At 39.9% G+C, this 23,226-nt stretch carries 11 protein-coding genes; 4 read left to right on the top strand and 7 right to left on the bottom strand.

Annotated elements, in window-relative coordinates:
- Window positions 1–293: 293 nt before the first annotated feature.
- From ACNOGP_RS11550 to ACNOGP_RS11535, 4 genes are all read right to left on the bottom strand, one after another.
- Window positions 294–2,174, bottom strand: coding sequence for a right-handed parallel beta-helix repeat-containing protein (locus ACNOGP_RS11550; RefSeq protein ID WP_157452182.1), 1,881 nt, complete (start codon window positions 2,172–2,174; stop codon window positions 294–296).
- A 38-nt stretch (window positions 2,175–2,212) separates the two neighbouring features.
- Complete coding sequence (locus ACNOGP_RS11545; RefSeq protein ID WP_060451213.1) at window positions 2,213–4,108, bottom strand: FAD-dependent oxidoreductase; 1,896 nt, start codon at window positions 4,106–4,108, stop codon at window positions 2,213–2,215.
- A 103-nt stretch (window positions 4,109–4,211) separates the two neighbouring features.
- Window positions 4,212–8,234 carry a two-component regulator propeller domain-containing protein gene (locus tag ACNOGP_RS11540; protein WP_060451212.1) on the bottom strand — a complete coding sequence of 1,341 codons (4,023 nt, stop codon included), beginning with the start codon at window positions 8,232–8,234 and terminating at the stop codon, window positions 4,212–4,214.
- Window positions 8,235–8,378: 144 nt separating this feature from the next.
- Window positions 8,379–10,706, bottom strand: coding sequence for a beta-galactosidase (locus ACNOGP_RS11535; RefSeq protein WP_004320039.1), 2,328 nt, complete (start codon window positions 10,704–10,706; stop codon window positions 8,379–8,381).
- 367 nt (window positions 10,707–11,073) lie between these two features.
- Here ACNOGP_RS11535 and ACNOGP_RS11530 point away from each other — a divergent pair, with 367 nt between their 5' ends.
- The 4 genes from ACNOGP_RS11530 to ACNOGP_RS11515 are packed head-to-tail and all read left to right on the top strand — an operon-like array spanning window position 11,074 to window position 17,285.
- Window positions 11,074–13,419, top strand: coding sequence for a glycoside hydrolase family 2 protein (locus tag ACNOGP_RS11530; RefSeq protein ID WP_060451211.1), 2,346 nt, complete (start codon window positions 11,074–11,076; stop codon window positions 13,417–13,419).
- An 11-nt stretch (window positions 13,420–13,430) separates the two neighbouring features.
- On the top strand, window positions 13,431–14,951 hold the full coding sequence (locus tag ACNOGP_RS11525; protein WP_004320042.1) for a sulfatase: 1,521 nt from the start codon (window positions 13,431–13,433) through the stop codon (window positions 14,949–14,951).
- Window positions 14,948–15,766 carry an SGNH/GDSL hydrolase family protein gene (locus ACNOGP_RS11520; protein WP_004320043.1) on the top strand — a complete coding sequence of 273 codons (819 nt, stop codon included), beginning with the start codon at window positions 14,948–14,950 and terminating at the stop codon, window positions 15,764–15,766. The genes ACNOGP_RS11525 and ACNOGP_RS11520 overlap by 4 nt, the downstream gene beginning before the upstream one ends.
- A 34-nt stretch (window positions 15,767–15,800) precedes the next feature.
- Window positions 15,801–17,285 carry a sulfatase gene (locus ACNOGP_RS11515; protein ID WP_004320045.1) on the top strand — a complete coding sequence of 495 codons (1,485 nt, stop codon included), beginning with the start codon at window positions 15,801–15,803 and terminating at the stop codon, window positions 17,283–17,285.
- 91 nt (window positions 17,286–17,376) lie between these two features.
- Here the strand turns inward: ACNOGP_RS11515 and ACNOGP_RS11510 are convergent, their stop codons facing one another.
- The 3 genes from ACNOGP_RS11510 to ACNOGP_RS11500 all read right to left on the bottom strand — a co-directional run bounded on the left by ACNOGP_RS11510 (window position 17,377) and on the right by ACNOGP_RS11500 (window position 23,056).
- Complete coding sequence (locus ACNOGP_RS11510) at window positions 17,377–17,769, bottom strand: hypothetical protein (RefSeq protein WP_004320047.1); 393 nt, start codon at window positions 17,767–17,769, stop codon at window positions 17,377–17,379.
- 172 nt (window positions 17,770–17,941) lie between these two features.
- Window positions 17,942–20,773, bottom strand: a complete 2,832-nt coding sequence (locus ACNOGP_RS11505; RefSeq protein WP_004320048.1) for a hypothetical protein — start codon at window positions 20,771–20,773, stop codon at window positions 17,942–17,944.
- 837 nt (window positions 20,774–21,610) lie between these two features.
- On the bottom strand, window positions 21,611–23,056 hold the full coding sequence (locus ACNOGP_RS11500; RefSeq protein WP_004320053.1) for an arylsulfatase: 1,446 nt from the start codon (window positions 23,054–23,056) through the stop codon (window positions 21,611–21,613).
- Window positions 23,057–23,226 lie beyond the last annotated feature (170 nt).

Genomic DNA, 23,226 nt, shown 5'->3' with positions numbered 1-23,226 from the left:
TTATTTGGTTATGACGCAAAGGTAGGTTTAGGAAACATACGTGTCAAGGCGGAAAATAGAATGCTTACATTTCTTTAGTTCAAATTTACTTTAGAATCATCTGGATTTCAAAGGTTTATCCAAAAGTAATATTTATTGAAAATCTGACTTATCTGGAAATGACACAGTTTGAATTACGGTCTCGCTAATTTAATTTACATCCTCGACAGTCTTATTTTACACAAGCTATTGCCTACTTTTTTATGTTAATTTTTAATCTTTGAATCAGGGCGCCAGCTCCTAATTCGCATAAATTATTTAAATTCTATTTTTTCTTCAGTCTCCACTACTTCAAGCATTTTATTTGCCTTTCCTTTATATACGTTGTTATTAAACTTTAAATTTTTTGAACACACAACACTTATAACCGGATTATCTGGAAATTGTTGTGGATATGTTCCACTGTTAGTTATAATATTATCTGTAAAAGTTAACCCATCAACGTTAGTGATTTGCAATATCAGATTGTCAAAATGATTGAATGTATTTGATTTAATATTAATATTACTAAAAGCCATATTTTTATTTTTCTCATCTGTTCTAAAGCATATAACCCCTCTATCCATACCGCCAATAGTACAATCTTGGAAAGTATTATCCTCAATAGTAACATTTGCAGCATTACCAGATTCAAACCAAGAAGAACTTTCAACAGGGAGAAGTATAGCTTCCATTTCTGTAGAGAAATAATTATTTTTTACAACAGTTTTTTTAGGAGTAGAAATAAGCAAACCTCTGGCTCTATTTCTACTAATATCACAATTTTCAACTAAAACTTCAGGGTAAGCTGAAAGATTTTCAAGCAAATCGCCCACTTTTATGTTATCAGGTATAGATTCATTCAGATATACAATCTGATAGCGTCCATTTATCTGATCCGTCCCCTTTACAGTCAATTTATGATAGGCATGAAATGAATCAGACAAACGAACCAATCCTACTGTATCTCCAGTGCATGCAAGCCTGAAACCTAATTGCTGAAAATGCCCAACTCTCATTCTTAGAGTTTTATCATCAATTATCTCATAAACTTCCTGATATGCACCATGAACATTCATTGCATCGTCAAGCTGATTATGAAAAACACAATTGCGAAGGGAAACTTTTCCTCTACAACCTACAAAATGAGTAGCATCTGCAGTAGTCGACACCATCCTGTTACCAGATGGTTCAACGACACATTTATATAAATCCACATTACTACAGTTCTCAAAAAGAAATCCCATTCCTCCTGCATGATGAACTATTACATTTTCTGCTGAAAAGTCCTCTGTATCATTAGCCTTGAATGCTGGTGCAAATCTATTTTCACCCTGCTCTCCTTTTGAAGCTAATACCATTCCTATTGGAGGCATTTTTTTCCTATGGTTATACACTCTCACAAGACCGGGTTTCAATTGTTTTACCTCCAACTGATTACGTCTCCCTCTATATCTTATATAATCATCTTTTGAATCCGTTTTATATTTATATTCAAAATCTTTATAATTCTTTTCTTTGACTTTTGTCAATGTTGTTAAAGGTGTATATATCTCTGTTTGATAAGCAATAGCCTTTCTTGTCGGGTCATATAATATACTCTGCCCCAAAGAATGTTCGTAATATGGTTTAACAAAAACCAATTGTCCGTTACGTATTTCATAAGGATATTCCTTTGATATACTCATATCAAAAGAGCCATCACTGTTATGCGATGTTATAATTGACTCGCTATGGAACGGTTCCGCAAAATCAATTGAAAGATTTTTCACTCTGATATTTTTACATTTTTCCATTAAAAAAGGAATCATCCTACCATGAAAAATAAACTTAGAACCATTCCCGTCAATGGTCAGATTTCTTTTATCTTTAAGCATGAATGCTATTCTTGCCATCACATCATTGTGATTGGAAATATAACAATATTTCTCGTAAGCAAATTCAGGATAGAAATGATAAGTACCTTTTTCGAAAGAAATAGTAGCAGCGGCATCATAACTAAGTTTATTAATTATGTTATAAACACATGACGTAGCATCATCGCCTTCTTCTAATGATATTGTAAAATTCAGGTCACCATGAATATTTGAGGAACAAGATGCTGTAAGCAGCATATTAAAAATAAAAACCGATAACAACAAAAAAGTAAATTTCATTCGCATAATATTAAATATAAAAAACAAGAATATTAATATCAATAACATCTAACCTCATAAAGTCTGATATGTGGACATCCGTAAGTTTCTTTCAAATTAATTCTTACCTTAGTCACTGACATTGCCGGGAAACTGACTGGAACAAATCTTTTTATATTATCAGTAATTTCACCCACAGTATGCCATCGTCCCTTAGAATAAACATCTACCGAGAATGTTTTAACAAGTTCAGGAGGCATACCAGGAACTTGATCAAAATTCTTTGCCGGATTCTTATGCATCATTATCTTTCTATGAAGATTTGTGTCAAACTTTATTTCTACACTCGACATTTCAACAGGCTTTTTCCACTCCAAGAACAACTTTTCATTCAAACCATCAGACTGCCAATGATGAATTTTATTTTCTTCATCTCTTGCTACACCATCAAACAAATTATGGACATCACCTGATGATGTAGAAGTAGCCCAAACTTTATCTACAGTTCGAGTTAGATCATTAGAGTCATTAGCCGGTCTGTTAGGAATATAGTAATCGTTTCGTAACATTCTTTCTTGAAGTTCATCAATATAAGAAAGATATATTTCGCGCGGATTTATATTTTTTTCTATACACATAGCAGTCGCCACACCAACAGCCTGTCCCATCATACAGCAAGTACCAATTATGCGAGTAGAGGATAGAGCCATATGCGACACACTAACATTACGTCCTGCAAACATTAAATTAGGAACATTCTTTGAATAAAGACAACGATAAGGTATTTCATACACTTTTTTAAAACGTTCGTGGAAATAACTCGGACGCTGATCCAATGACAAAATCCCACCCGGACAATGTTCATCTAAAGACCACCCTCCCCAAGCCACAGCATCATCGAAATGTTTATAGCTAAGCAGGTCTTTTTCAGTCAGAATATAATCACCCATAAAACGTCTTGACTCGCGCTTACCAGGAAGGGATCCCACCCATTCCAAGGCCAAATTTGCAGCCTCTGGATACTCACCTGAATTTTTGACATAATCCCACACTCCATAAAAATAGGCCATCAAATCATGTCTATTCTTTTCACGGTCTGCTATAATATCTTTAGGACTACCAAGCTCTACCCACCAAAACCCCTCCTTAAGGTTTTTGATTTTACGATCAACAGCCTTTGAAGCGTCAAACTTCTTTGTATAAGACGGCGGATAGAAAGGTACTGGACGCCCCATATCTTTGGTTATCATCATTATACTCTCCCCCATCATCCATCCGTCCGGTTCATCCGGAGCGTATTTCTCTCCAAATTCAGCTTTTCCTTCGCGTCCAGTACGATATTCGGCTCCTGAAGTTGCAGCAAAAAGCCCATCTCCAGAACAGTCAACAAAGATTTTAGCATTTATAACAACTTCTGTTTCGGTAGTAGATTGCCAGCAAAAAGCAGACTTTATACGTTCACCATCCATTATAGCCTTTATAGCCTGCGTGTTCAGCATTAGTCTCAGATTAGGTTGCCTTACTACATAATCATACAAAACATGATCCCAAATGGGATATGACTCTTGCGGATTGTATTTTTTATTTTCAAGAAGTATCTCTTCAATGATTCCGGTTTCACGTTCAACGGGATTCTTAGCTTTTAAAGTCTGAACCCCATTTACAGTAACTCTAATTTCACTTGAAGCATTACCCCCTAACACAGGACGGTCGTTTATAAGAACAACATCTGCGCCTTGCCGGGCAGCAGCTACCGCAGCGCTTATACCAGACATCCCAGCCCCTATTACCGCAACATCACAATTAACTGTTTTACTTCTCTCAGGTATTTCACTACTACCAGTTCCCAAGCAATACCATTTATGTACCCTTGTTGAATCAGAGACAGCCCTTGCCTGATTAATAAATATAAATGACAAGAATATGCCTAAAAGATAGATTAAACTTTTATTCATAAGATTATTAGGTTTTAAATTTCATATGCAAATATAATCTTATGAATAAAGGTTTGTGTAGCAATAAATAATTAATATGTATTTCAGAGTATTTAAGTCATTATCAGATTCTATTTACCACGCTTTCCTTATATTTACTCGGAGCAACTCCATATTTTTCTTTAAAGAGTCTGCTGAAATGAGTTCTGCTCTTAAATCCTGTCATCATACAAACTTCATTAACATTATATTCTTCTTTAACTAAAAGTTCCGCCGCTCTTTGGAGCCGGTAATTCTTCAATAATTCAAATGGAGAATCATTTGTAAGAGCTTTAACTTTTTGAAAAAATAATGAACGATTTACTCCTATTTCTTTTGCTAAAAGTTCCATATCAACACATTCATCATCAACATATTCATTAAATTTAGCATATAATGCACATATAAATTCATTGTCCTTTGCTGAAACTTCATTCTCGTTAGCAGCGATATTCAATGGTACACCAGATTGAAATCTTTCCCATAATTTAGCTCTATTATCTAATAATGTGCATATTCTGGTCAACACATGCTTAGGATAGAATGGTTTAGGAATATAAGCGTCAGCACCGGACTGTAATCCCTTAATCTTGTCATCTACTGTATTACATGCGGTCAATAGTATTACAGGGATATGGCTTGTCTTTAAATCTGATTTTATCACATTGCACAGTTCATTACCATCCATCTCCGGCATCATAACATCGCTTACTATTATGTCAGGCCACTCTTTATTCATACCATCCAGACATTCTTTACCATTAGCAAATGATTTGACTGTAAAAAACTGACCAATAATCTCAGTCAGGAAAGAACGCATCTCTGTATTATCTTCAACTAAATAGACCAAAAAACGTAAATATTTAGAATCTATCTCAATTGATTTTATATCCCAATCTCCAACATATAAATCAGTTTCACCTTCTTGCTCATTAGTTTCATCAATAACATCAGCCTCTGTTACATTTTGTATGATAGGTAGATTTACAGTAAAAGTAGAACCTTCTCCTAATTTGCTTTCAACACCAATATTACCTGAATGCAGCTCTATAAGACGTTTTGTGAATGCCAGACCTATACCTGTTCCTCCTATGTTTTTCAAGCCCTGATTAGAGGCCTGATAAAATCTATCAAATATATAAGGTAGGTCTTTTTCTGATATGCCATCACCTGTATCATACACTTTAATAGTTAAAAGTTGATCATGATAAGAAATATCTATACCTACTTTGTCTCTCTGAACGGTATGTTTAAAAGAATTGGTAAGAAGATTATTCAACATCTGCTCTATCATACTGTAATCAGCATAAACGTTTACATTTTTATTAGGATAGTTTACAACAAAATCTTTATTATCGTATTTTGCCATAAACATAAAATCTTCAGTAATATCTTTTAAGAATTTATTGAATGAAAACATACATGGTTTCACCTTTAACATATTCCGTTCATTTAATTGAAGTTCATGAGACAATTCAATTAAATTAAGCATCTTCTTAGCCTGTCGCTTTATTATAGCAAGCTTTTCTTTTACATCAATATCAAGTAAAAATCTTTCTGATAACACTGTAATAGGGGCAAGAATTAAAGTAAGAGGTGTTTTAAGTTCATGTGAAATATTAGAAAAAAATCTCTGTTTCTCTATATTCAACAATTCTAAACTCCTTTTCTGTATAGCTTCTTCTCGTAACTCATACTTTAATCTTTGAACACGCATAAGATTATACACAATAATTGAAATAAACAAAAGAGCCAGCAGAACATAAATCACATATGCAATTGCAGACCTGCTAAATGGAGGAGCTATGTTTATACCTATAGAAATGGGCTTAGTCCATTCATCAAATGAATTAGAAGCAGACAAAGAGAGTCTATAGTTATCGGGTTTAAGACCATTAAAAGAAAGTTTTTGATCTTTTGCCGGTATTTGAATCCATTCATCATTTAGCGGCTCAAGCTTATATCTTATAAAATGATCGGTAGCCACCTTAGAGTATAAAGCATCAATATCAAAAGAGATACTATTTTCATTATATTTAAGATTTAAAACATCATTATCAGACAGTCTTGAATCAATAATAATTCTATCATTATATATTTCATTCGGTAATATTTTATCACTCAATACATTAAAAGATCTAATATGTAATTGTGGAAGTTCCTCTTTATTGGGAAGCAAATCCGGATTAAAATAGCAAAATCCTTCAAATTTAGAAAAAACCAATGTTCCGTCATTCATCATAAAACTTGCGTACCAGAAATCATCAAAAGGAAGACCATCAGATGTTCTATAAACATGAAAAGAACCACTATCATTTCTATAAATGTTCAATCCTATATTAGTTGCAATCCATAAATTTCCTGATTTATCACCCAGTAAGCTTTTTACTACATTATTTGACAAACCATCTTCTTCTGAATAGGAAATAAACTTCATCCTTTGTCCATCCTCTTCTATAGCCCTACATAAACCTCCTTGTTCAGTTCCAAACCATAATATTCCACTTTTATCACGTATAATGCTTGACACAAAATTACTGGAAAGAGAATGTTTATCTCCTTTGTCAAACATATAATGTTCTATCTTGATATCCTTTATAGGTTTCTGTCTGTCAATATATAATTGATACATTCCTTGCACATCTGTTCCTACAAACATAGATGAAGTTCTACTATCCCAATACATTGCTCGTATCTTAGATATGCCACAAGAATCAAACATTACATTTTGATGTATCGATTCCACTTCGTCTATCTCATGGTCAGAAGTAAAAGAGATACGATAAAGATTATCTATATACCCTAACCAAATATTGCCCATAGGATCTGAATAAAAAATCTGAGGGGAGTCGTCTTTCAATAATAACAGCTTAACGTCCTTGTATTCTTTAAGTTTGGTATTCTTATCATAAGAGAACAATCGGTTCTCTTTAGTTAGAATCCACAGTCTGTCTAATGAATCTACATAAAAAGACTTAACATTGTTTTGTAATTCCTTACTAATGACAGAAGCAAATTCTGAGATTTTATTCTGTCTGAAATCATAAAGATAAAGAGATTTGTTATTTTTTACCAATAAGCCATCACCGTACGCGGCTACTTGATAAAATTTGAATCCTTTGAAATCAACTTTCTTGAAGATTTCATTTTTAAAGCTGTAAAAATGAATACCTCCATCGAATGTAGATATACAATAGCTATTGTCTAAAAACGATATCTCACTAATCCTTTTGTAGTCAAGTAATTTCATTTGATATTCAGAGTTACCGTCTGATGGATAAACCATTACACCATCATTTACAGTACCTATCCATATCCTTTCATTATCCTCCAATTCAAACGTTTTTATAGCACTTCCTATATTAAACGTATTATGTATTTTTATTTCAGAAAGAATACCATTGTCAACTACATGGCTGCAATCATATAGGATAGAGCCACTGCTTATATATATATTATTATTTCTCGACACTCGCAAACAAGAAGAGTCTTTTATCTTATCATTATTAATCTTGTATAATTCTTTATTAGTTGTATTATAACAAAATATTCCAATATTAGAAGACAAAAGATAATTATTGGCATCTATCGCACATAAATCATTAGCTTCAAGTCTTTTAGGATATGATATATTAGTAACTAACGATAAATTCATATCATACTCCAATATACCGTTACTTTCAGAAAGACAAATCATAATTTTTCTATGTTTGTCAAACATAATTCGTCGTATTATAAAATTAAAATTCGACTTGAATTCATTCTTATTGTCTACAGATAAACGATAGAACTTATATTTATCATAGTCAAAGACTGTAATTCCTTCATCGGTTCCAAGCCATAATCTGCCATATTCATCTTCTGCAATACACCTGATTCTATTGCTATTGAATAGATTCTCAGATAATGTGTTTTTGTATATCTTTACGGTAAATCCATTATATTGATTTAAACCATCGTATGTACAAATCCACAAATATCCTCTCGAATCTCGCATTGTTGCCGTTACTCCATTATGAGACAAACCATTAGAGATATTTACATTATTTATATTACATAATGATAATATATTTTCATTACTTGAAAACATACTAATAGCGGTCATCATAAATATTATATAGCACACAAAATGTTTCATAAAAGGAGTATAATAAGAATATTAAGTTATTTGATAACAAAACTAAATATTTTTATGGTAATAAACAAAAAAAGAGAATGTTCCCATTCTCTTTTTTTAATAGACATGATATTTCTATTCTAAACTCACTTCAAGCAATTGTACATCATTAGGTTTCAATACTATCTTTGTTGCAGATTTAAGGCCTGTGAGTACTTCGCTTACAGACTTGATATTTCCTTTAGCAGCAGACATACTGACTGTAGCATCCGACTTTCCTATATTAACAATGTTTACAATATACTTATTTTTATCTTTTGCTATAACTCTCCATTCGCATCCAGGCATGTTTCTGTCATTTGTTTCAGCAATAGAAATCATAGGCATTCCTTTATTTGATTTTACAGCAGCCAATGCCTCGTTTTTCATCTCATTTAGTGTTGACACTACAATAAGCTTACCTTTACCTTGTTTTAAGGTCAAATCAATCTTTCTGCCATACTCGTCAGTCTTGAAACTTTCGTTGTCAATAATGACAGTTCCACACTCGTCAAGATACTTCTGTACAGTTTCTATATCAGATTTGAAAGCATAAGGAGTCTTATATACTACTATTGCATCCCATTCATGAGGATTGTTTTTCAGAATTCCTTCTGTGGCAAATCCTATTGGAAGACCACTGAAATTGAGTTTCTCATAAATTCTTAATACATCGTTCATGTGCTCCGCTTTGTTTATAGACGATGCTTTAGTGTAGAAAATTCTCAAAGGCTTGCGCTGACGCTGGAACGACATAATGTAGTCCGACACGGAGTTCAGGTCTATCATTGTGGCATGCACTTCATTGACAATCCTCGGCTGGTGATTATTCGAAGCTGCGTAACCATTAGAGTCGGAATGACCTCTTGAAGACCCATCTTCTCTTCTGCACCAGTACCATGTCTGGGTTGCAGTAAGTCCATGAATGGTTGCCAACCAATAATTACCTCTGGCATATTCTTTTGTTTGATATAAATCTCTGTACTTGCCTGTAGAAAGCATATGTCCTTCGGTATTGAACATCACTTTGTCAGGACTCACTGACTTCATAAAGTCGTATGCCATACATATTTCCACCCAGTCAAATGCATAGTTTTTCTCCCAAGATTTAGGTTTTCCCCACATCCATGCACCGCATGAACTGGCATCGTTTCCTATTATCTCACTGTTTCTCGTAAGAGCTTCAAGGTCTATACCACTGTCACGCTTATTGTCTGACCAAAGATTTGGCATAATCTTGATATGAGTCTTAGCCTGTGGGTCGTATTTCCTGATTTCATTCTTCAGGAAAGAAAACCATTCTGTTACTCTGTCCATATTGAAAGCCATAAAATCAAAATACATTGGAGAACCCTGCATTGACGCTTGCATTATTCTCGGCCCGTCCACAGATGAGAAGTCTTTATAAGACGTGCTCCACAACTCGTTCAACCGGTCAATGTTACCATGTTTGTTCTTAAGCCATTTTCTGAATTCTTCATAAGCATATTCTGATATAGGTGCCGAAGCCCAAGTCTTCTCTATGCAGTTCCAGTGAGGTTCATTACAAAGCATATACCCCAAGCCTGTGTATTGCTTTCCTGCCATATACGGTACTGTACCTTTAATCAAATCAGAATTCACCTGCCTTGCAAGCGGATGGTTGATATCATACATTGTATATTTAATACCCGGACCATCTTTCACAGTAGGATCCTTCTTTTCTGCCCATTTCGGGAAGTTTGAATGATTCAAGAATACAAAACCTATACTTCCGTCTTCTTTTTCCTGCAGTTCATTAATGACTTTTGGGCTGATATCCCCTTTATTATTGATGACATTTGCATTTGTCATGAAGAATCCGTCAAGATTACCATGATATTCGATATACTCCTTTATACGAGGTTTCCATGTCCAGTCAGCAAGAAAGACAGGCTTGCCTTCGTAAACCAACATATCCTTATCAACTTTCACCTTAGTCCAATCCACAACAGGTGTAGGCAAGCGCTTGAGTTCCCCTCTCATCACCGCTTCAAGTTCTGAGATTGAAGAATTCATCATCTCTATAATTTCCTGTCGTTCAAAATCCGGAAGAAGTTTTGCATATTTTTCAGATTCATTCTTATACTTTTTCACCAATGAAAAGTTTTTCACATTAGCATCAATGTTATTTTCATCCCATTTAGCATATCCCATAAAAATTTCAGCCGTACGCAAAGCCGTCTCTTCTTTTAAAGTGTTTATGCCTGATTTTTTTGCTTTGGCTATAAGTTTGCGCAGTTCATTTATTTTACCCGAAGCTTCTTCTTCCTTATTTGAATTAGACAGAAATGATTCTGAGTATACATTATTATATAAATAATTGATACCTGCCGATGCATCCGAAGCAATAGTTAGAAAACCCGCAAATACAAAAGATTTAACTGTAGTAATTTTAAAATTCATGTAATTCTAAATTTTATGGTTAAACTATATTTTCACTAATGCAAAAGTATAGTAACACATAAAGCAAACGGTAGCTATAAGTATTTTAAATGTAGCTAAGGGTAATATATCAAAATCAACCATAGTAGATAATCGTTTAATTAAATAATAAGTAATGTACAGACTCCTTTATAACATTAAGTTCTTTCCTTATTTAGTTTGATACATGTCAAACGATAAAGACTCTTCATTATCTTCTGTTCAAGAGTCCATCATATATCTTCTTTTTTTTAAAAGATACTTATTATGTACTTAAAGATACATTATTATTACGTGAATTTTATTATTTTGCGGTAATAAAAAACCCTTATTTAATTATTTATAAACCATGAAACTAAAATCCATTCTATCAACAACGCTGGTCGCATCCTTACTCCTCTCATGCGGTCGGACTGGAAAAAATGACCAAACCGACTTTAACGGGAATTGGGCTTTCCACATAGTAGAGGACACTTTAAATTATCATATAGATTATTCAGCTACAGACTTCGAGACGGACAGCTGGGAGAACGTAAGATTACCACATACGGCAAACATAGAACCTCTCGTGGTGAACGACCAGTGGCAGGGAATATGCTGGTACCACAAAACCTTCGACATTTCAAACTTCAGCAAAGAGAAGAAATATTTCATCGAGTTTGAAGGTGCTATGAACGTGATTGATATTTGGATAAACGACAAGCATCTGAAAAAAGACATGGGAGGATATCTGCCTGTGGCTGCAGATATTACGGACTATGTGAAAGAAAAGGATAACACTATACGCGTAAGGCTGGACAACAGAGACAATCCTACTACAGGACCGAAACCGCTTAAGATTTTGGACTTCAACATGTATGGAGGGCTCTATAGAGAGGTGAACTTCATAGAGAAAAACAATATCTACATTTCTAATCCCTCGATTGCAGATATAGAAGCAGGAGGAGGTGTGTTCATTACATTCCCTACAGTGAACGAGAAAATGTCTGAAGTGAAAATACAGACTCACGTGATAAACGAGGGGGAGAATGACAAAGGAGCAAGAATAAAGCATGTGATAAAAAAAGGAAACGATATAGTAGAAGAGGTTACGGCAGACATAATCCTGAGAAAAGGGAAGCAGGGGAATACGTGGTGCTACACGGTGGAAATGGACAGCCCTGCGTTGTGGTCACCTGACAGCCCTACGCTCTACACATTGGAGACTACCATCTATGACGAGGACGGAATGGTAATGGACAGAAATACGGAGAGATTCGGGATAAGGAAGTTCGAGTTCAAGGACAATCAGCTTTACATAAACGGAAAAAAGACTTACCTGCGTGGGGTGAACCGCCATCAGGAGTACCCATACATAGGCTATGCACTGTCCGACAATGCACAATATAGAGATGCATATAAGATAAAGAAAGCTGGGTTTGATTATGTTCGCCTGTCTCACTATCCTCATTCGCCGGCCTTTATGGATGCATGCGACGAGTTAGGTCTTGTGGTGGCAGATGCTATATTGGGATGGCAGTATTTTGCCGACAATGATGCATTTCGCAACCAGTGTTACCGCTCGGCTCGACAGTTGGTACGACGGGACAGAAACCATCCGTGCGTGATGGCATGGGAAGTATCGCTCAACGAAACAAAGATGCCTATAGATTTCATGGAGGTTTTAGACAGTATAGTACATAAGGAATATCCCGGCGAAAACGTGTATTCATGCGGATGGATGCCTGAGGTATATGACATTTATTTCCAGGCAAGACAACACCGCATACTCCACAAGGACAGGATGACATTCGACAAACCGTATATAGTATCTGAATACGGCGACTGGGAGTATTATTCCAATAATGCTGGGCTGAACCAACACAAGATGCCGAAGAACATGAGACTGGAATTTTCGAGCAGGCAGTTCAGAAAGAACGGAGAAGAAAGACTGCTGCGCCAGGCTCGCAATGTGCAGGAAGCGCATAACGATAATATGAACATTCCTGCTACAGGTGATGGATACTGGGTGATGTTTGACTACAACCGCGGCTATCACGATGACATAGAGGCTTCGGGGGTTATGGATATCTTCCGTTTACCGAAATTCGCATACTACTTCTACAGCAGTCAAAGGGATATGAAGTGCGAAGAGGACTGCGTGCTGAAAATAGCGTCTTATTGGAACAGCAAATCTCCTACAGACGTGAAGGTATTCAGCAATGCGGATGAGGTAGAACTCTATCTCAACGGAAAGCTCATAGGTAGACAGAAACCAGATAGTGATGCAATCTCAACAAACCTGAAGCATCCACCATTTACTTTCAAGACCAGAGGGTTCGAGAAAGGAGAGCTCAGAGCTGTGGCTTTCTGCAACGGGAAAAAGGTGCTAGAAGACTCAGTAGTTACTCCTCAAGCTCCAGTAAAGCTGCATTGCGACATAGACATCAGCGGAAAACCCATTGAGGCAGGATGCAACGACGTAGCATTCGTGTATATCTCTGCCAGAGATGAAAACGGTACAGTAAACCCAGACTATGAGGAGTTTATCGATATCACACTGCCTGAAGGCATAGAACTGATGAATAGGGACGGAGTGAAAGCTGAAGCTGGTATAGCCACTGCTCTGATACGGATTGGTGAAAGAAAGGGAAAGGCAAGAATTATCGTAAGCGACGGACAACTTAAGGGTGATATGGAAGTGGAAATAAGATAATCTATTAGACTATGAACAGAAAAATTAAAGTAACAACGGCAGCCGCCTTCATAGGCATGACGACTGCCGCTCAAATTCAGCAAAAGCCCAATATCCTTTGGATTATGGCGGAGGATATGGGACAGGACCTGGAGTGTTACGGAATGAAGGCGGTGCGTACGCCTAACCTGAACAGGATGGTTGAGGAGGGGGTGATATACCGCGCAGCGTGCTGTACGGCTCCCATAAGCTCGCCAAGCCGCTCGGCTATGATGACGGGGGTGCATCAAACAGTAATCAATGCTCATAATCACAGGAGCAACAGGGATGTGCCGCTCGGCGATGGGGTGAAGCCCATCACTTATTATCTCAGGGAAGCGGGGTATACGTGCATATTGGGCAACTCGAATGTCATGAACAAGGGTAGAAAGACAGACTGCAACTTCAAACATACACCGCTCGGAGAATGGAACGGAAAAAACAAGTTCGGACTGTTCGACAAGTATGATGAGTTTACGCCGGAGGACCAGCCGTTCTTTGCTCAGGTGCAGCTTGTGGTGACGCACAGGGGGGACTGGTGGAAGAGGGTAACAGCGGGGTCGGAGCATCCGGTGAACCCGGACAGTGTGGAGCTGCCTCCTTATCTGCCGGACGATGCGAGGGTGCGCAGGCAGTGGGCTTCGTATCTGGATCAGGTGGAATATATGGATAATGAGGTGGGGATGCTCATGGACGAACTGAAGAGGAAGGGGATGATGGATAATACTATCGTGTTCTTCATTGGCGACAACGGAAGATGTGAGGTGAAAGGCAAGGGTTATCTGTACGAACCGGGGGTGAAGATTCCGATGATTGCGTGGGGAAAGGGCATCAGGCCGTCTGAGGTGAAGGAACTGGTGAGCACTCTCGACATATCGGCCACTGTTCTGGACCTGGCCGGTGCGGAGATGCCTGACTATCTTGACGGCAAGCCTCTGTTCGACCGCGCTACGGGCAAGGCTGCAAGGGGACGCGACACGTTCTATGCCGCACGCGACAACTGGGACGAGATAATAGACTGTATGCGCTCCATTAATACCGAGAGGTATAAGTACATAAGGAACTATATGCCGGAGAAGGGATGGGACGAGCATCAGCAGTATTTGGAGTTTCACCGTCCGGCTATTCATGTGCTGAGAGAGCTGAAAAAGGATGGCAGGCTGAGCAGTGTGCAGATGCAGTTCATGGAGGAGAAGAAACCGGCCGAGGAGCTGTATGACCTGAGGAACGACCCACACGAGACAAGAAACCTTGCCGGATTGCCGCAGTATGAAAACGTGCTGAAGGATATGAGGTTCAGAATGGACAGTTGGCAGAAGAGGCATAAGGACTGCGGACTGAAAGACATGGACAGAAGGGTGCCGGAGGATATGGGCGACGTGAGGGGTTATGTGATGAGGAACTATCCGGAGGAATGGAAGAAGCTGACGGACGGGGAGATTTGTGACAAGTACAAGAAATTCGCGTCGGAAGCAAGAAAGGACAGTAAGAAAAATAAAAAGGAGAAGAAATGAAGACGCTGTGCTTGTGTATTGCGCTGCTGATGTGTGCGCCGGGTGTAGCATCGGCAGCGGAGAGGGATACGCTGACGGTGCTGCTAATAGGCGACAGCACTACGAAGGGGGCGACTCCGCGACGGGTAAAGCCGGACGGGATTCATCTGGAGGAAATGATAGAGCAGCTTGCGGCATTGGAGCCTTCGATGCCGGCTGTAAAGGTGATAAACAGCAGCCGTGGTGGAGAAACGGCTCTCTCGGTGGTGGAAAGTGGACGGTATGAGGAGGAGATAGCGCCTCTGAAGGATAGAAAACCGGATTATATCTTCGTGAGGTATGGCATAAACGACTGGTTCAAGTGTAAAAACCTGAAGAAGGAGTTCCCCGAAAACCTGAAATCGCTGCTGAGGAGGATTGAGGGGGATTTCGACGGGTCGAGGCTTGTGGTGATGACGATTGTGCCTTTCATGCCGTTCGAGGAATGTGAGGTGGTGAACGGACTGATAAAGGAGGTGGCGGAGGATATGGGGCTGCCTCTGTTTGATATCTATACGCCCTATAAGGAGGCTGTGATGAAGTCCGGACCGAACACTTATCATGTGAGGAGGATTGACCTTGAGAAGGTGGACAAGAAGTATCACGAGTGGCTGAAGCCTTTCACGTATGACTATACGCAGAAGGGCAGGACGCGGAAGGTGGTGCTGGCGGACGACAACTCTCTGGACCCTATCTTAGGAAGATACAAGGAGTGGTACTACGACCATCATCCGAACCTGGCGGGATATCATCTCATAGGATTTGAAACTGTTGAGTTTCTGAAGTCTAACAACTAACAAATAAAATCTAACAACTAACAACTAAAAAACCATGCTTAAAAACAAACTGACTCTACTCCCCTTGCTTGCGACTTCGGCAGCGGTGATGGGGGAAAACGAACAGCCTAACATACTGTTCTGTATTGCCGACGACGCTTCGAGAGAAAGCTTCGGAGCTTATGGAGGAAGAAACTGTAATACTCCGGCTATCGATGCTCTGGCATCGGAAGGAGTGGTGTTTACAAACGCTTATACGCAGAACCCTAAGAGTGCTCCGTCGAGAGCGTGCATCCTGACGGGGAAATACTCGTGGCAGCTGAAGGAAGCTACCAACCATTTTCCGCATTTCCCGGCGGAGTTCACACTCTATCCGCAGGTGTTGATGGAGAACGGTTATTACGTGGGGTATACGGGCAAAGGTTGGGGTCCCGGAACGTACGACACAAAGGACAACCCTGCAGGACCGGAGTATAACAAGCTGACGGTGAAGGACAGACCGGCAAAGGGTATCTTCAACACTGACTACTCGGGCAACTTCAGGGCATTCCTCGACGATAACAAAGAGGGAAAGCCTTTCTGCTTCTGGCTGGGTTGTAAGGAACCGCACAGATTCTACGAGAAGGACTCATGGAAGAAGAACGGGAAGAGCATCGACAGCGTGTATGTGCAGCCTTTCTATCCGGACAACGAGATAGTGAGGGGGGACATAATGGACTATGCCGTGGAGGTGGAATGGTTCGACAAGCATGTGGGCGAGGCGGTACAGATTCTCAAGGAGAAAGGTATGCTGGAGAATACCATGATTGTAGTGACATCAGATCATGGCATGCCGTTTCCTCGTATCAAGGGACAGATATATGAGGAAGGCTTTCATGTGCCGTTCATAGTATACTGGAAGGGTAAGGTAATGGGCGGACGCTCGGTAGACGACTTTATCGGTTTCCACGACATCGCTCCTACCCTGCTGGAGGCTGCACAGATAGACGGAAACTTCGGCATGACGGGAAAGAGCTTCATAAACCTGCTCACATCGAAGAAAAGCGGACGCATAGACAAGAAGCGCGACCATATGATTCTGATTAAGGAAAGACACGATGTGGGACGCGCCAATGAGGATGGAGTGAACTTGGGTTATCCGGTGAGAGCCATAAGAACGGACGAATATCTGTATGTGGTGAACTATAAGCCGGAAAGATGGCCGGTGGGAAATCCAGAGTATGACTACAGAAACTGCGACAACTCGCCTACGAAGTCGTACCTGACGGGACTGAAACCAGGCGACAAGGATTACCGCTACAACGAAATGGCGTTCGCAAAACGCCCGGGCGAGGAGTTCTACCTCATTAAGGAGGATCCACACTGCATGAAGAATCAGGCGTTGAACCCTGAATACAGAAAGGTGATGGACAAGCTGAGAAAACGTATGGAGAATGAGCTGAAGAGAACCGGCGACCCGAGAATGTACGGCAAAGGGGATATCTTCGACAAGTATCCGTATATGGGTAAAGCTCTGGACTATAGCAAGAAAATTAAATAATAAGGCTTCAGTTACGAGTTGATAAGTAGACGAGTTGAACTATGTTACCGCCTGGATGGCAGCCTTGTCAACTCGTCTAATTGTCGGATTGCTACCTATTAAGATACTCAAAATCTATAAATCTCATCGAACCGGCAGGGACTTCTATCGTTATGATGTCTTTGCCGGTTTCTATTTCTTCGCCCGTAAGAATGTCTGTGGCCTTGATAGGTCTGGCATTCTGAAGCATTATTCTTGCCTTAATCTTCGAGGGCGAGACGTATCCGGGGTCTATGAGCAAAAGGCGCGAGTGGGTGTCGTCTATCCTGAACAGACTCCATGAGGCTCCTTCGACGAGCATCGGGAGTTCACGGGAGGTTTCAGCTACTGTTACCGAATTTCCGCACCAGTGCACTCTGGCTTTACTTAGCACTGCATCGTTGTTCATAGGTGTGTAGAGGGTAAGGTTGTAATCTAAGCTGTTCACTTTTTCAAGGCAATTCATTTCTTCCCCGCCTGTTTGGTGCGCACACGTCGCGTATGGCTCCAGTCTGTGGAACTATGTTTTCGAGTGCGGCATGTAATAGCCCGGTCGGACTTAGGGTTGCACATACAAACCTACAATCAGCCGGACTAATTAAAGTTTTGAATCGTTTATCTGGTTATGTATCAAACATTTACATAAAAGGTTTCTGCAGCTCTATATCTATGAATCTGAACATGCCACACGGAACGGTGACATCGAACGAGCTGTCCTTGACGCTGTAGGAAGTTCCGTCGAGTATGTCGCTGACTTTCTTCACTGCGAGATTGTTGAGCGTTACTTTCACCTTTCTGTCCATCGGGGCGAGATATCCTCCGTCGACAAGAGTGAGTCTTAAGTGGGTAGGCGATACCTGAGCCACCACCCATCCTGTCTTTTCACCTTTTACGAGCACCGGCAGTTTCTTCGCTCCTTCTTCTATGTCCTTCTTTATCTGCTTGTAGAACTCATCGGCTTTAAAACGCTGCTTTCCGTCGGCAGAGAGATAATCCACTCCGTCGGTGATGTATTCCTTCATTATGGATTTGTAGAAAGGATGCAGATTGTCCGCAAGATTGCCTCTGACAGAGTTTTTCTCTCTCAGAGCCTTGTTCTGTACGGGTGTGATGAGCACCATGCCGTTAGGATAAGTCGGGATGGAGTTCTGTCTTCTGTCTGTCACGCCCGATGCATAGGTGGAGAAATCCCATGGAGTGAGCGAAGCGCCAAGCCATGAGGCGTTCATATGGCTGAACACTTTCGGCTGTGTCTCCTCTCTGTCCTTGTCGAAATATATCCACCATTTGTGGTCTTCGGCCTCAGTAAGATAGCTTTCCTGCGGATTATACATGCTCAGATGAACGGGCGAGATGCTCAGTATCTCATTTCGCTTAGGAACGTATAGGGCTTCCTTGGCAAGCAGTTCGTATGCGAGGCTTGCATGGTATTCCAGTGTCTCATTGTCTGACTCTGCTGTGTTATGAATGTATTTTGCTCCGCAAGCAAGGCTGTAGACGGTCTTTCTCAAAACATGATTGGAGAGTTTCTGTGATGAGAACTGACGCGAACGGTCGAAACTTGGATCATCGCGCGAACAGCGTACCCCCCATCCGTCAACACTTCCGGCTGTCCATAGCCCCATACGTCCGGCTATACTCAAATCCTGCGTCTTGTCAGTTGTTTCTTCCAGGATAGGAATGACTTCGGCTGCATATTTACCTGAAACGACCGGCTCCCAATCTTTAGTGTAAACCTGTCCTTGCCAGAATACATTCTTTGCACGGAAAGCCACGTTAGACTTTATGGTACCCATAAATTCCACCAGCGGATAAACCTGATTTTTCATTACGAACCCAAAATCCTTATCTGTATGGTTCATTTCCGGATATATGTATATGGTCTTTTTCCCATCATGCTCATATCCATACGATGCAATTTCCTTAAGCACGTCAAGAGAATAATACAACGGATCATTCCCATGGCCTGCCCACGTTGAAATACCTTTCACTCCATCATACGACGGAGTGAAATAATCAACTATTTCCTTTGCTGAACGGTCATACTTGTTTCTTCTGTCCCTTGAATTAAGATATATGTTTCCTTCATAAAGTGGTAATCTCCACGAAGATTCCTGATTATGTCCTCTGTTCCATGGCGAGCCTAAAAGGACGAGGGATTTAGAGTCATCAAGTTCTTGGAATATAGGCTCTTTTGAACCCTCAAATCCGGTGACACAGACCGGCTCGCGCTGCCATTCGGGCTTTCTGAAGTTCTTCAGCTGTTTTCTCACCTCAGTGGTGTAGTCCATTATGCGCTGTATGTTTCCCTCCGGCATCAGATCTTCATAGTCGTACTTCCACGAGGACTTTCCGGTGTCGATAATATGGATGCAGCTGCCTCCGTCCTGACAACTTGCAAGTATGATATTACCCTTGTCGTCCTGACACATATCATTATAGGCAAATGTCGTGAGGAGTTTGTCCTTAATCTGTTTTGAATATCCTTCCGAGGAAAAGAAAACCATTGCATTTGACGAAAGCACTCCATAGTCATAGCCCGATTTGCCGTATAAGATGAAAGGCTGGTTCACTCTGTAGGATACTTTTCCTATATTCTTCTGCTGTATGGGATACGAAAATAATTTGGCATGAGTATAAGTATCGGAGAACTCTATTCTTCCGAACTCGTTGCCGTTGAGCACCGACGAGCCGAACAATACCTCATATGTGCCGTCACCATCAGGGTCGGCCACACGCACATCGCCCACCGTACCTTTCTGCTTCAAGGGTTTTGCCACATACGAAAGCACCTTGTCAGTCAAAGGTTCCATTACATAAAACTCACCCGAGGACTGCATGTGATTGTTCGAGCCATGGAGTAAGAGCAGGTCGTTCTCCCCGTCTAAAGGAATAGGACGGAGGAAATTCGCTATATGCAGAGAATTGAATTTCTTGTCAATCTTGAAGACCTTAGCCTTGGAATAGTCCCTGCTCGAGAGTTTCTGTACGAGTTTTCCAGTCACGGCATCGAGATAATAACAGTCTGTAGAGAAGTCACCGCAGACTACATATGGCTTGTTCTCCTTCTTCACTACGCACACGGAATACATCGGAGTGCGATGTACGCCATCATAAGGAGTGAATGTCCATTTTATATTACCTTTCAAATCAAGACATACCACTCTACCGCTAGCATTGGCTGCAAAGATTTCCTGCTTGCCGTCGGAGTCTATATCAGCACACCACAGGTCATGGTTCATGCTTCCGTGGCCAACATCTGTTCTCCACATGATGTTGCCCTTATAGTCGGTGGCAAGGACTACTCCGTTATAATCCGAGCCGATAATTATATTATCATTCCCCCGTTTGGCTATACGCACTTTCATCACGATATTCCCTTTTGTGTCTATTGAGCTTATATTACCTGCCGACACCAATGCAGGCATGACACTGACAAGCAGTGCCGTAATAAAAGATTTCTTTCTCATTGTTTGTACAATATTAACATGTTGAATTCACCTCAATAAATGGAGCTTAATTTTTAATATCAAATTTTAATTTAGTACTTTGAATTTATACTATTTTAAATAGTTTTTTAACATCATTGTATCATAATATTAAATGATATGGAAAATTTATATGTTCAAGAAAAGTCCCTCTGCTAAACACTTTGATATGTTCAATAAATCTTCTGGTATGATGTGTTCTCTTTTAAGCCGATACTGAGATAACATTTCTAAATGGAATAAAAAGCCCAATGAAGAAATAACCTTAACGATTCCCGAAGCAATCTTCAAACAGTTTGTTTACTGAAGGTAATGAAGAATACAATAACGGTCATCCCAATGCTTACAATCATATTATTGTAGCCACATGTGTGAGAAAGGAAGGATACGGGTACAGTGATAAGTTTGCATGTTCTTTATCGCCGTTACTCAGTCTTATTTGAAAAGACAAATAGTGCTCCTGTATTGGAGTCCATCACGTACTTCGCTAATGAATCTGAGAGTATGAGAAGAAAGCCAGTATAAATTTGTTTGAAGAATGCTTCAAAAGCATAACTAATAAATAGTTATGATCTAATAAATATTCTGGATGTCCTTTAAGGAGGGGCATATTTTGTGTTTTTAGAGTTTTTTTATAATAAAAACATTTAGTATTTTATAGTACCGCTTGAACCGTATAACAAAAATTTACTTACTTATTAAAGCGAACTCATTTACTAACATTTTTATATTAAATTTTACAAACTACTTGCCATATGGCAAGTAGTAATGTTATCCAAATCCTTTTACCTTAAAAGCCACTAAAACCTTAATATAACATTATTTCTTTCTCTCCGAAGCATAAAGCGGATAATTATGATTCACAGTATGTTCCCTTTTCATAATCTCCATCGCCTTGGCTGCGATTTCCGGATTGAGAGCAGCCACATCATTCACCTCAGCCACATCGCTACTGATATTGTAAAGCTTCAGAGGTGCATCCTTGTCCTTAAGCAGCCCTGTACGTATAGCCTTCCAATCGCCCATTCTTATAGCCACGTTCCCCTGATGCTCCCAATAGAGGAATTCGTGAGCTTTCTGCTCTCCACTCCCAGTAATGACAGGCAATAAAGATATACCGTCAGTTTTGTCTACATCCACTCCAAGCAGATCCGCAAATGTAGGCATGAAGTCATAAAAGGCACCAATATGCTGCTCTACGGAGCCGGCTTTAATCCTGTCACCCCATTTTATAATCATAGGCACTCTGATGCCACCATCCGTCATACTCCTTTTATATCCGCTGAAATCACCATTGCTATTCCAAAAATCCGGGTCGGCTCCGCCCTCAAGGTGAGGTCCGTTGTCGCTGCTGAATATCACTATCGTATTATCGTCTATTCCGAGTTCTTTGAGCAAACCTGTCACATCGCCAACATACTTGTCCACCCTTGACACCATAGCAGCAAAAGTGGCATGAGGTTCCGGCTGCGAGCAGTAAGCTTTCACATCGAAGTCCGGATCTCCATATTCCGCACCTTCTTTGTCTGCCACAAAAGGAGTTTCCGGATACTTTCCTCTATACTTTTCAATAATACTATCCTCAGGAACCAGAAGTTCTGCATGTGGCTGTATCACGGGAATAAATGCAAAAAAAGGCTTATCTTTATTAGTTCTGATAAAATCCAGGGCTTTTTCATGTATCAGATCAGGAGCATAAACTGTCTTGTTTTTGGTATCATTCCCCTCTAAAATGACTTTTTCCTGATTATGCCAAAGATGAGAAGGATAATATCTGTGAGCCTGTCTTTGACAGTTATATCCAAAGAACTCGTCGAATCCCTGATTATTAGGATCTCCTTCAGATCCAGGGAAGCCAAGACCCCATTTTCCGAAAGCCCCGGTGGCATATCCATTATCCTTAAACATGCGCGCAATGGTATATGTCCCCTCCGCCATCGGCAACTGGCCTTCACCTTTCAGTTCTCTGTTACCTCTAACTTGAGCATGGCCTGTATGAAATCCTGTCATCAGCGAACACCTTGACGGTGCAGACACCGTACATCCGGCATAAAACTGAGTAAACTTCATACCCTCGGAGGCAAGAGCATCTATATTAGGAGTAGTGAATTTCTCCTGTCCATAACAACTCACATCGCCATATCCCAAATCATCAGCCAGGATAAATACCACATTAGGGCGACTCTCTAATTTGTTCTTTTCGGACACTGAACAAGACGCCAGCATACAAAGAGCAAATAATGATGTAAAACTTTCTGTTTTCATAATTTTTAAAGGTTATTGTTTTTCTTCGAACACAAAAATACCAATACCATCATATTAATATGTATTTATAGGTATATTTATCGTATCTGCAGGTACAGGAATGTATCTTTAAGCAATTGAGAAACATAATAATACCTACAGATACATCTATTATACAACAAGATACCCAC

Origin of the sequence: Bacteroides difficilis, assembly GCF_048319815.1 — a bacterium.
Lineage (GTDB): Bacteria > Bacteroidota > Bacteroidia > Bacteroidales > Bacteroidaceae > Bacteroides > Bacteroides zhangwenhongii.
This window is presented reverse-complemented; position numbering and strand designations above follow the sequence as displayed.

What these genes read in the sequence shown, in the direction of transcription:
- ACNOGP_RS11550 (WP_157452182.1), bottom strand. Translation starts at nt 2,174, where the DNA reads ATGAAATTTACTTTTTTGTTGTTATCGGTTTTTATTTTTAATATGCTG.
- ACNOGP_RS11545 (WP_060451213.1), bottom strand. Translation starts at nt 4,108, where the DNA reads ATGAATAAAAGTTTAATCTATCTTTTAGGCATATTCTTGTCATTTATA.
- ACNOGP_RS11540 (WP_060451212.1), bottom strand. Translation starts at nt 8,234, where the DNA reads ATGATGACCGCTATTAGTATGTTTTCAAGTAATGAAAATATATTATCA.
- ACNOGP_RS11535 (WP_004320039.1), bottom strand. Translation starts at nt 10,706, where the DNA reads ATGAATTTTAAAATTACTACAGTTAAATCTTTTGTATTTGCGGGTTTT.
- ACNOGP_RS11530 (WP_060451211.1), top strand. Translation starts at nt 11,074, where the DNA reads ATGAAACTAAAATCCATTCTATCAACAACGCTGGTCGCATCCTTACTC.
- ACNOGP_RS11525 (WP_004320042.1), top strand. Translation starts at nt 13,431, where the DNA reads ATGAACAGAAAAATTAAAGTAACAACGGCAGCCGCCTTCATAGGCATG.
- ACNOGP_RS11520 (WP_004320043.1), top strand. Translation starts at nt 14,948, where the DNA reads ATGAAGACGCTGTGCTTGTGTATTGCGCTGCTGATGTGTGCGCCGGGT.
- ACNOGP_RS11515 (WP_004320045.1), top strand. Translation starts at nt 15,801, where the DNA reads ATGCTTAAAAACAAACTGACTCTACTCCCCTTGCTTGCGACTTCGGCA.
- ACNOGP_RS11510 (WP_004320047.1), bottom strand. Translation starts at nt 17,769, where the DNA reads ATGAATTGCCTTGAAAAAGTGAACAGCTTAGATTACAACCTTACCCTC.
- ACNOGP_RS11505 (WP_004320048.1), bottom strand. Translation starts at nt 20,773, where the DNA reads ATGAGAAAGAAATCTTTTATTACGGCACTGCTTGTCAGTGTCATGCCT.
- ACNOGP_RS11500 (WP_004320053.1), bottom strand. Translation starts at nt 23,056, where the DNA reads ATGAAAACAGAAAGTTTTACATCATTATTTGCTCTTTGTATGCTGGCG.